The 11,101-nt window shown below is 70.8% G+C and carries 10 protein-coding genes; 8 read left to right on the forward strand and 2 right to left on the reverse strand.

Annotated features, from left to right (window positions below; translation table 11 throughout):
* Window position 1: 1 nt before the first annotated feature.
* Complete coding sequence (locus ACZ63I_RS05280; protein ID WP_041989048.1) at window positions 2–430, reverse strand: metallopeptidase family protein; 429 nt, start codon at window positions 428–430, stop codon at window positions 2–4.
* Window positions 431–704: 274 nt separating this feature from the next.
* Between ACZ63I_RS05280 and ACZ63I_RS05285 the strand changes: the two genes are divergently transcribed.
* The 7 genes from ACZ63I_RS05285 (at window position 705) to ACZ63I_RS05315 (ending at window position 8,567) form a co-directional block, all read left to right on the forward strand.
* Window positions 705–1,121 carry a DUF3499 domain-containing protein gene (locus ACZ63I_RS05285; RefSeq protein WP_469335464.1) on the forward strand — a complete coding sequence of 139 codons (417 nt, stop codon included), beginning with the start codon at window positions 705–707 and terminating at the stop codon, window positions 1,119–1,121.
* A gap of 980 nt (window positions 1,122–2,101) precedes the next feature.
* The gene (locus ACZ63I_RS05290) at window positions 2,102–2,284 is read left to right on the forward strand and encodes a Trm112 family protein (protein ID WP_328582231.1); all 183 of its coding nucleotides are present in this window, start codon (window positions 2,102–2,104) and stop codon (window positions 2,282–2,284) included.
* 48 nt (window positions 2,285–2,332) lie between these two features.
* Complete coding sequence (locus ACZ63I_RS05295) at window positions 2,333–3,478, forward strand: SIS domain-containing protein (RefSeq protein WP_469335466.1); 1,146 nt, start codon at window positions 2,333–2,335, stop codon at window positions 3,476–3,478.
* 71 nt (window positions 3,479–3,549) lie between these two features.
* A complete protein-coding gene (gene manA / locus ACZ63I_RS05300) occupies window positions 3,550–4,719 on the forward strand; it encodes a mannose-6-phosphate isomerase, class I (RefSeq protein WP_469335468.1) in 1,170 nt (389 codons plus the stop codon).
* 208 nt (window positions 4,720–4,927) lie between these two features.
* Window positions 4,928–6,058 (forward strand): cation diffusion facilitator family transporter, encoded by a 1,131-nt coding sequence (locus ACZ63I_RS05305; RefSeq protein WP_469335470.1) that lies wholly within the window; start codon window positions 4,928–4,930, stop codon window positions 6,056–6,058.
* A gap of 268 nt (window positions 6,059–6,326) precedes the next feature.
* The gene (ahcY, locus tag ACZ63I_RS05310) at window positions 6,327–7,784 is read left to right on the forward strand and encodes an adenosylhomocysteinase (RefSeq protein WP_469335472.1); all 1,458 of its coding nucleotides are present in this window, start codon (window positions 6,327–6,329) and stop codon (window positions 7,782–7,784) included.
* Window positions 7,785–7,952: 168 nt separating this feature from the next.
* The gene (locus ACZ63I_RS05315; RefSeq protein ID WP_469335475.1) at window positions 7,953–8,567 is read left to right on the forward strand and encodes a hypothetical protein; all 615 of its coding nucleotides are present in this window, start codon (window positions 7,953–7,955) and stop codon (window positions 8,565–8,567) included.
* A 7-nt stretch (window positions 8,568–8,574) separates the two neighbouring features.
* Here ACZ63I_RS05315 and ACZ63I_RS05320 read toward each other — a convergent pair whose 3' ends face one another.
* Window positions 8,575–9,492, reverse strand: coding sequence for an RDD family protein (locus ACZ63I_RS05320; protein WP_469335476.1), 918 nt, complete (start codon window positions 9,490–9,492; stop codon window positions 8,575–8,577).
* 123 nt (window positions 9,493–9,615) lie between these two features.
* Here ACZ63I_RS05320 and ACZ63I_RS05325 point away from each other — a divergent pair, with 123 nt between their 5' ends.
* Window positions 9,616–10,623 carry a stage II sporulation protein M gene (locus ACZ63I_RS05325; RefSeq protein ID WP_469335478.1) on the forward strand — a complete coding sequence of 336 codons (1,008 nt, stop codon included), beginning with the start codon at window positions 9,616–9,618 and terminating at the stop codon, window positions 10,621–10,623.
* Window positions 10,624–11,101: the final 478 nt, after the last annotated feature.

Genomic DNA, 11,101 nt, shown 5'->3' on the forward strand with positions numbered 1-11,101 from the left:
TTCACTCCTGCCCGTAACGGGGATCGACGGACTCGGGCGCGAGACCGAGCAGCTCGGCCACCTGCTCGACCACGACCTCGTGCACGAGCAGCGCGCGCTCGTCGCGGTTCTTCGTCCGGATCTCCACGGGGCGCCGGTAGACGAGGATCCGCGCGGGCCGGTCCTTGGCGGCGGGCACCGAGCGGCCGAGCGGCACCGACTCGTCCTGCGTGCCCGGCACGTCGAGGACCATGAACTCGACGTCGGCGAGCTGCGGCCAGCGCCGTTCCAGACGGTCGACGGAATCCCGCACCAGGTCCTGGAAGGACTCCGAACGGGAGGCGGAGAGCGGCACCTGCGGCGGGGCGACCGGCCCGCGCATGCCGCGGCCGTGGCGGTCGCGCCGGCGCGGCCGAGGTTCGGTCGGGCGGGGCGGTACAGGACTGTCCATCACTGACGCAGCGTAGCTCTCCGGGCGGTGCGGGGCTGCTGGTCACGGCGGCCGGAGCCGCCATGTCGCATCTTGAGCATTCCGGCCAGGAATGCGCCCGGTCAGCCACGCATCGCGGACCGCCGGTCTCGCCTTCCTTGACTGGATTTGCCCCGGGTCGGGACGTGATGACGGACGGTATCCGGCCGATCACCTGACCGTTCGCCCAGGTCAGGGCTGTCAGGGGGTGCGCTGGTACGCCCCGTTTCGCCCGGCGACACGGGAGAGTGACCTCGTGGAGAGTCGTCGCGGCCCGCTCAAGAGTGCGGTACCGTCCAACATCGTGAGCCCTGTACGTCGCTGTTCGCGCACCGCGTGCGGCCGCCCTGCTGTCGCGACACTGACGTACGTCTATGCCGATTCGACCGCGGTCCTCGGCCCGCTCGCCACCTACGCCGAGCCTCATTGCTACGACCTGTGTGCGGAACACAGCGAGCGGCTCACTGCGCCACGCGGCTGGGAGGTCGTCCGCCTGACGGACGGCTCGGCCCCGGCCCCACCGACCGGCGACGACCTGGAAGCCCTGGCGAACGCGGTACGAGAAGCAGCCCGCCCCCAGGAACGCGCGGCCGGCCAGGGCGGCCGGGGAGCGGACCCGGTAGAGGTAGGCCGCAGAGGCCACCTACGAGTCCTACGCTCCCCGGAACCCTGACCAGCCCACCCCCGCGGAGCTGGGCCCCACCGACGGGAGGGGGCCGGGGTCGTAGGAGGGGGGTGTCCGGACGTAAAGCGTAGGAGTTCTAGCGATCGAGCAGTCCGGACACCCCCCTCCGGAGACCCCGGCCCCCGGCACCGGACGGCGAGGCCGCAACCGGACCCGGACCCGCAACCGAAACGAGGCCGAGCGGTGGCACCGCAGTCAGGACGCCCCCTTCCGGAGGCGCCGGCCCCCGGCACCGGACGGCGAGGCCGCGACCAAGACCCGAACCCGAAACGGCGCGGGGCGGTGGCACCGCAGTCGGGACGCCCCCTTCCGGAGGCCCCGGCCCCCGGCACCGGACGGCGAGAGCGCAACCGGGACCCGCAACCGAAACGGCGCGGCCGCAACCGGCTCCCGGCACCGGACGGCGAGACCGCAACCGGACCCGCAACCGAAACGACGCCGAGCGGTGGCACCGCAGTCAGGACACGCCGTTACGGGGGCGCCGGACCCCGGCACCGGACAAGCGGACCGCGACCAAACCCCGCAACCGAAACGGCGCCTGACGGTGGCACCGCAGTCAGGACACCGCAGTCAGGACACCCCGTTACGCGGGCGCCGGACCCTGGTGCCGACCGGACGCGCCGCGACCAAACCCCCAACGCGCACCCGTCGCCCCCAGGCGCCCCCGCCCGCCGGTGACATCGCCGTCCGGACACCCGCTCCAGCGGCGCCGACCCCCGGCGCCGGCCGGACGCATCGCGACCAGAACCCGCACCGCCCCGCGCAGCGACCCGCAGCGACCCGCACCGACCCCCAGCGACCCGCAGCCACCCACAACCGCCCCCCAGCGACCGGCACAGCTCCCGCCCAGCGACCGCCAGGGCTCCCGCGCCCCGTGCCACCGCCCCCGGCGGTAGGCTGACGTGGCCAGATACGACCGTGTTCTCGCGTTCGCGCGGGACACGTCATCCCGAAGGGACACCCACCCCATGCCGCTCGAAGCCGGCCTCCTGGAGATCCTCGCCTGCCCGGCCTGTCACGCGCCGCTGAGTGACCGGACGGCGGCCGACGTTCCCGAGCTGGTCTGCACCGGTGCGGACTGCGGTCTGGCGTACCCGGTACGTGACGACATCCCCGTCCTCCTCGTCGACGAGGCCCGCCGCCCCGCGTAGCGCCGTCACCCCCGGCAGGCAACGTAAAGCCCGGCGATCGGAGGTCCCATGCTCGACGAGTCGCTTCTCGACGCACCGGACGCGCTCACCCGCGCCGACCGGCGCGGTCTGCTGCGCGACGCCGCCGAGGCAGGCGCGCGGGTGCGTACCGCCCTGCGGCACACCGCCGAGGCCGGGATCACCGAGTTGAACCCGGAGGGCCGCCCCCGCGCCGTACTGATCGCGGGATCCGGCACGGCCGCCACCGGCGTCGCCGACCTGATCGGCGCGCTCGCAGGCGCCGCGGCGCCCGTGGCCCGGCTGCACCCCACCGGCGTCGCCGCCGCGGCCGGCGCGCTGCGCTGGGCGCTGCCCGGCTGGGCGGGCCCGGTCGACCTGCTCCTGATCGTCACCACCGACGGCTCCGAACCCGGCCTCGCGCTGCTCACCGAGCAGGCGTACCGCCGCGGTTGCACCGTCGTCGCCGTCGCGCCCAGTCCTTCCCCGCTCGGCGAAAGCCTCGGCGGCTCGCACGGCCTGCTCGTACCCATGGCGAAGACGCCGTACGAGGAGTACGAGGGCGTCACGCCCGCCGCAGGACCCGGCGCCCTCTGGGCACTGTTCACGCCGCTGCTCGCGCTGCTCGACCGCGTCGGCCTGCTCACCGCCCCCGCCGCGACCCTGCAACTCGTCGCCGACCGGCTGGACCGCACCGCCGAGCGCTGCGGTCCCGCCGTCGCGACGTACAGCAACCCCGCCAAGACACTCGCCGCCGAACTCGCCGAGAGCCTCCCGCTGATCTGGACCGAAGGCGCAGCCGCCGCGCCGGCCGGCCGCCGCTTCGCCACCGTACTGGCCGAGTTGACCGGCCGCCCCGCACTCGCCGCCGAACTGCCCGAAGCCCTGCCGGCCCACGGCGCGCTCCTCAGCGGTGACTTCACCGGCGGCGCGGGCGATCCCGACGACTTCTTCCGCGACCGCGTCGAGGACCCGCAGGCGCTGCGCGCCAGGGTCGTACTGCTGCGCGACCGCCCAACCGGCGGACTCTCGGCGGCGCCCGCCGCCAGGGAACTCGCGCTCGGCACCGACACCCCCATCAGCGAACTGGAGCCGGAGGAGGGCAGCCAGCTCGAAGCCCTCGCCGAACTCGTCGCGGTCACCGACTTCGCCGCCGTCTACCTCGCGCTCGCCTCAACTCCTCAGCCGGCCGCGTAACCCGGACGCTCCCAGACGCGCCCCCGTACACGCCCCGTACACAACCCCGTACACAAGGAAGCACAGACTTCATGGACCGCCTCGCCAATACGGTGCGCCCCTACGCCTGGGGCTCCACGACCGCCATCCCCGGACTGCTCGGCACCGAGCCGACCGGCGAACCCCAGGCCGAGATGTGGATGGGCGCCCACCCCGGCGCACCGTCGCGCGTCACCCGCCCCACCGCCGACGGCGAGCGCGCCCTGTCCGACCTCATCGCCTCGGACCCGGAGGCGGAGCTGGGCGCCGCCACCGTAGGCAAGTTCGGCCCGCGCCTGCCGTTCCTGCTCAAGATCCTCGCGGCAGGATCGCCGCTCTCCCTCCAAGTTCACCCCAACCTCGCCCAGGCGAAGGAGGGTTACGACGACGAGGAGCGCAGGGGCGTCCCCGTCGACGCCCCGCAGCGCAACTACAAGGACGCCAACCACAAGCCCGAACTGATCTGCGCGCTCACCCTGTTCGACGGGCTGTGCGGCTTCCGGGAGCCCGCCGAGGCGGCCAGGCTGCTGGCCGGACTCGACGTCGACTCCGTCAAGCCGTACGTCGACCTCCTCCAGGCCCACCCCGAAGAGGCCGCGCTGCGCGAGGTCCTCACGGCCGTGCTGTCCGGCGACCCGGCCGAGACGGCGGCGACCGTCACCGAGGTCGCTGCCGCCGCCGAACGCCTCGGCGGCGAGTACGCCCCGTACGCCGGCATCGCGCACCACTACCCCGGCGACCCCGGCGTCCTCGCGGCGATGCTGCTCAACTACGTACAACTGCGCCCCGGCGAGGCGCTGTTCCTCGGCGCCGGCGTCCCGCACGCCTACCTCAACGGCATGGGCGTCGAGATCATGGCCAACTCCGACAACGTGCTGCGCTGCGGACTCACCCCGAAACACGTGGACGTGCCCGAACTGCTGCGCATCGTACGGTTCGAGGCGACCGACCCGGGTGTGCTGCGCCCCGAGGTCTCCATGTCGGGCGAGGAGGTCTACGAGACCCCCATCGACGAATTCCGGCTCTCCCGCTACGTCTTGGCGCCCGGCGGCGCCGTACGCGACGTCACGGCGGACACTCCGCAGATCCTGCTGTGCGTGGCGGGAACTCCCAGCGCGGGCGACATCGAACTGGCGCCAGGACACTCGGTGTTCGTCCCGGCGGGAGACAAGGCCGAACTGGCCGGTACGGGAACGGTTTTCCGGGCAACAGTAGTGGCCTGAGGCATCCGCAGTGGCCTGGGCCGACTCACGGCGGCCACGGCTGCAACAATGTCCGGCCACGCACCACCGCACGCACCACCGCACGCACCGAGCACGCAGCACCCACCGGCCACGCACCACCCCACCGGCCACGCACCCACCGGCCACGCACCACCCCACCGGGCCCGTACCCACGAGTCCGCACCGAGGAAGGGACACCAGGCGACCCATGAGCGCGTCAGGCGGAACCAAGGCGATCGTCGCGGCGCTCGGCGCCAACCTCGCGATCGCAGTAGCCAAGTTCGTGGCGTTCCTCTTCAGCGGTTCGTCCTCGATGCTGGCGGAGAGCGTGCACTCCCTCGCCGACTCCGGCAACCAGGGGCTGCTGCTGCTCGGCGGCAAGAAGGCGAAGCGCGAGGCGACCCCGCAGCATCCCTTCGGCTACGGCCGCGAGCGGTACATCTACGCCTTCCTCGTCTCGATCGTGCTCTTCTCGGTCGGTGGCATGTTCGCCGTCTACGAGGGCTACGAAAAGATCAAGCACCCGCACGCGCTGGAGTCCTGGTACTGGCCGGTGGGCGTGCTCGTCTTCGCGATCATCGCCGAGGGCTTCTCGTTCCGCACCGCCATCAAGGAGTCGAACCACACGCGCGGTTCGCTCTCCTGGACGGAGTTCATCCGGCGCGCGAAGGCGCCCGAGCTGCCGGTCGTGCTGCTTGAGGACTTCGGCGCGCTGATCGGTCTCGTGCTCGCCCTCGCCGGTGTGGGCCTGGCGCTGGGCACCGACAACGGCGTCTGGGACGGCATCGGAACGCTCTGCATCGGTATCCTCCTCATCCTGATCGCGCTGGTCCTGGCGGTGGAGACGAAGTCCCTGCTGCTCGGCGAGGCAGCGGGCGTCGACCAGGTGGAGAAGATCAAGGCGGCGGTCGTCGACGGCGACGTCGTGACCGGCATCATCCACATGCGTACGCTCCACCTCGGCCCGGAGGAACTGCTGGTCGCGGCGAAGATCGCGGTAGAGCACGACGACACGGCCGGCGAGGTCGCCTCCGCGATCAACGCCGCCGAGGCGCGTATCAGGGAAGCCGTCCCGATCGCCCGGGTGATCTACCTGGAGCCGGACATCTACAGCGAGTCGCGGGCAGCGAAGGGCGCCGACCCGGCGAAGGGCCCCGGCGGCCCGCTCACCCCGCCGGACGGCAACGACACCGCGGATGCTCCCGACACCGCAGCCACCCCGTCCGCCTCCGCCGACCACGCTGACTCTGCCAGCTCTGCCAGCTCTGCTGATTCGGCTGAATCGGCGAGCCCCACGACCCCCGCGACCCCCACAGACCCGCCTGCCGATAAGGCCTGACACCCCCCTCCCGCACGGCCGGTTCACGGTCGGTTTCCGGCCCCCGTTCACCGGTCGGCTGTGGGCGGCTGGGCCGATCGGTGTAGATTCGACCGAAGAGCCAGACGTCGCTGCTGATGGCGGTCGGGCGGCCCGCCTCCGCGGACCGGCCGAGGGAGAGAGGGCCTCCGACGGACTGAGCCGCGAGTGCTCGGGCATTCGTATGCCCGCCGCCGCAGAGCCAGCCGCACGTACCCACCCTCGACCCCTTTACGAGGAGCAGCTCGTTATGACGACTGTCGCCAACCGACAGGACTTCAAGGTCGCCGATCTCTCGCTTGCCGAGTTCGGCCGCAAGGAGATCACTCTCGCCGAGCACGAGATGCCCGGCCTGATGTCGATCCGCAAGGAGTACGCCGAGGCCAAGCCGCTCGCCGGCGCCCGGATCACCGGCTCCCTGCACATGACGGTGCAGACCGCCGTCCTCATCGAGACGCTGGCCGCGCTCGGCGCCGACGTCCGCTGGGCGTCCTGCAACATCTTCTCCACGCAGGACCACGCCGCCGCGGCCATCGCCGTCGGCCCCGAGGGCACCCCGGACAACCCGCAGGGCATCCCGGTCTTCGCCTGGAAGGGCGAGACCCTCGAAGAGTACTGGTGGTGCACGGAGCAGGCGCTGACCTGGCCCAACACCCCCACCGGCGGCCCGAACATGATCCTGGACGACGGCGGCGACGCCACGCTCCTGGTGCACAAGGGCGTCGAGTTCGAGAAGGCCGGCAAGGCCCCGGACCCGGCCACGGCGGACAGCGAGGAGTACGCGTACATCCTCACGCTGCTCAACCGCACCCTCAGTGAGAACCCGCAGAAGTGGACGCGCCTCGCGTCCGAGATCCGCGGTGTCACCGAGGAGACCACGACCGGTGTCCACCGGCTGTACGAGATGCACCGCGACGGCTCCCTCCTCTTCCCCGCGATCAACGTGAACGACGCGGTGACGAAGTCGAAGTTCGACAACAAGTACGGCTGCCGCCACTCCCTGATCGACGGCATCAACCGCGCCACCGACGTCCTCATCGGCGGCAAGGTCGCCGTCGTCTTCGGCTACGGCGACGTCGGCAAGGGCTGCGCCGAGTCCCTTCGCGGCCAGGGCGCGCGCGTCATCGTCACGGAGATCGACCCGATCTGCGCGCTGCAGGCCGCGATGGACGGCTACCAGGTCTCCACGCTCGACGATGTCGTCGGTATCGCCGACATCTTCGTGACGACCACGGGCAACAAGGACATCATCATGGCCTCGGACATGGCCAAGATGAAGCACCAGGCGATCGTCGGCAACATCGGCCACTTCGACAACGAGATCGACATGGCCGGCCTTGCCAAGATCGACGGCATCGTCAAGGACGAGGTCAAGCCGCAGGTCCACACCTGGACGTTCCCCGACGGCAAGACCCTCATCGTCCTCTCCGAGGGCCGTCTGCTGAACCTCGGCAACGCGACCGGTCACCCGTCCTTCGTGATGTCGAACTCGTTCTCGGACCAGACGCTGGCCCAGATCGAGCTCTTCACCAAGCCGGAGGAGTACCCGACCGACGTCTACGTGCTGCCCAAGCACCTCGACGAGAAGGTCGCCCGCCTGCACCTCGAAGCGCTCGGTGTGAAGCTCACGACGCTCCGCCCGGAGCAGGCCGCCTACATCGGCGTCGACGTGGCCGGCCCGTACAAGCCGGACCACTACCGCTACTGAGCCGCGCACATCGCTCCTGAGCCGCACACCGGCATTCCGCCGGACGTGAAGACTCAGTCGCACGTGGGACTCAGGCGCGCGTGACACCAGTCGGTACCAGGCAGGCCCCCCGCACCCCCGTGCCGGGGGGCCTGCCCCGTATCAACCCCCGAGGATCCGAAAGCCCCCATGCCCCGCGGCCGTTATTCGCTCCACGATCCGCACGATCACACCCCTCTCGGCAACGAACACTTCCACTGCGCGCCAGGCCCCTCCGGCTGGCGTTACGTCTCCCAGATCACCACCCCGTCCGGCGACCACGCGGGCTCCGTCGATCTGGCCATCGACGAACTCGGCCGCCCCATCCGCCTCGAACTCAACGCCGCCAGTTGGCAGATCCGCGGCGGCGCACTCGACGGCGTCACCTGGGTCCGCACCGACCCCACCGGCACTCATGCCACCGAAGGCAATGTGCGCGCCCACGCCTTCACCGGCACTTCCCCCGCCTTCCTCGTCGCTGTCGCCCGTCTCCTGCGCCTCACCCCCGCTTCCCCCGCCACCCGCGTCCGGCTCGTCGCCTTCACGGATCCCGTCCTCGCACCCCGCACCCTCGACCAGTCCTGGGCCCTGCTGAGAAGTGAAGCGCATGCCACTGACAACGGGCCCCTGACGGTGGACGAGTACCAGGTCAACGCCCTGGACACGGGTGAGCAGCACACGATCCACCTCAGCGGCGACGTGGTACTCGCGGCCCCCGGCATCGAGCTGGAAGACCTGGAAACCCCGCCCTCGACGTTCCCCTGACAGCGAATCAGGCGGGCGGCGCGAACCCGGTGGAGGGCGCGGCGGGAGTGGTGGGCGCGGCAGGAGTGGTGGGCTTGGAGAGTGACGGTGGCGCAGGCGCAGGCGCAGGCGAAGACGCAGGGTCGGGGGCGGGCGCTGCGGGAGCAGTGACGCCGGAGAAGCCGGAGAAGCCGGCCGGAGCCTCGAACCCCCGCCGGGCCTCCCGCGCCTGACGCTCATTCACCACAGCAGCCAGATACGCGGCCGGCGGTACGTCCGCGGGCTTCGGCGCCCCCGTACGGGCCGCCAGATCGTCCGCGAGCCGGACGGCCATGGACCAGTTCACGGCCGGGTCGAGCTGCCCCATACGCGTCAGGTACTGGCGTATCGCCAGCCACAGCGAGTCCGGGACCGACGACAGGTCGAGCGCGGTGAACCGGCCCACCAGCCACGGCGGGGGAGGCGGCACGCTCGCCATCCGCGCGGTGGGCACCCGCTCCCGTACGACAAGGGTCCCGGCGAACACGTCACCGATCCGCCGACCCCGCGCGGACACGAGCGACGCGATACAGGCGATGACCCCGAACGAGATCAGGATCTCCACCACCCCCATCGCGCCGCGCACCAGTGCGTGCCGGAACCGGATGGGGCCGCCGTCGTCCCGTACCACCCGCAGACCGCAGGCGAGCTTGCCCAGCGAGCGGCCGTGGCTGAGCGTCTCGACCGCGATCGGGGCACCGACCAGCACCAGCAGGAACATCGCGACGGAGATGGCGGCCAGGGCGGCGTCGTCGAGCGAACCGGCCGCGACGACGACCCCGATCGTCAGGATCAGATAGACCACCCAGATCACCACGAGGTCGATCGCGAGGGCCAGCGCGCGACTCGGCAGCCTCGCCGGGCGCAGCCCGAGTACGACCGCGTCGCCCGTCACAAGCTCGTCCACCGGTACCCACCCCTCGCCGACCTGCTCTGCACATCAGGACGTCAGTCTGCCAAGCTGACGCACAGCGCGCCGCAGTACTACGGACCGACCGTACGCACCCAGTGCCTGGAGCAGCAGCCGACCATGGATCTCGATGTCTTCGTGACAAAGCACCGGGCTGAGTGGGACCGCCTGGACCACCTGCTGCGGCGCGGCCGACGGCTCACCGGCGCCGAGGCGGACGAACTGGTCGTCCTCTACCAGCGCACGGCGACCCATCTCTCCCTGCTCCAGTCCAGCGCGCCCGACCCGATGCTCACGACCCGCCTCACCCAGCTCGTGGCGCGCGCCCGCGCGACGGTCACCGGCGCCCGCAGCGCGAGCTGGCGTGACGCGGTGCGCTTCCTGACGGCGAGCTTCCCGGCAGCCGTGTACCGCGCACGGCGCTGGTGGATACCGACAGCACTGCTGTCGACAGTCATGACGGCGGTGATGGGCTGGTGGATCGCCGCCCACCCGGAAGTCCAGTCCTCGATCGCCGCCCCCGACGAGCTGCGCCAGATGACCCGGCCCGGCGGTCAGTACGAGACGTACTACTCCAGCCACCCGGCGGCGTCCTTCGCGGCCCAGGTGTGGACGAACAACGCCCAGGCAGCAGCCATGTGCCTCGTCCTGGGGGCGTTCCTCTGCCTGCCGGTGGTCTGGATCCTCTTTACCAATGTCCTCAACCTGGCGGTCGGGGCAGGGCTGATGACGTCGGCGGGCCGGCTGGACACCTTCCTCGGCCTGATCCTCCCGCACGGCCTGCTCGAACTGACAGCCGTCTTCGTGGCCGCCGGTACGGGCCTGCGGCTCGGTTGGACGCTGATCGACCCTGGCCCGCAGTCGCGGCGAACTGCCCTGGCCCAACGGGGCCGAGCGGCCGTGGGCATGGCCATCGGCCTGGCACTGGTCCTGTGCGTGTCGGGCGCGATCGAAGCCTTCGTCACCCCGTCGGGCCTGCCCACCTGGGCGCGCATCACCATCGGCGTCGCCGCCGAACTCGCCTTCCTGGCTTACGTGTACGTCCTCGGCGGCAGGGCGGCCCGCGCCGGCGACATCGGCGACGTGGAGGCGTCGGACCGCAGCGCGGAGCTCCCGATCGCCGCCTGATGTGCGCCTGATGTGCGTCGGGCGTCCGGGACCTGTTAGTCTCCTCTTCGCCCCACGGGGACCATTGACATGGTCTGCGCGGGGAGGTAGATTCGAACGGTTGCCTCGAAGCTGGACATGATCGAGTGCGGTGGTTAGCATCTATTGCAGCTCCGGACAGGAAATCAAATTTCCTCGGAGCACCCGATTCGACATCCAGATGACGAAGGTCGGCGAAATCCGGCCCGAATATCTCTGATAAAGTCGAGTCAGCCGAAAGGCAAAGGCCACTCCCAAAGGCCATCGGAATTCATGAGGCGGAAACGCCGAATTGAGTCTGGTAGAGTCGGGAACACGAAGTACGCAGTACCGGAGGGAAGCGCCCGGAGAGTCCTGAGAGGGATTTGAAGGAAGCGTCCGTTCCTTGAGAACTCAACAGTGTGCCAAAAGTCAACGCCAGATATGTTGATACCCCGGCCTTGCACTCCTTTGTGGGTGT

The sequence above is a fragment of the Streptomyces sp. NPDC087906 genome (assembly GCF_055584925.1).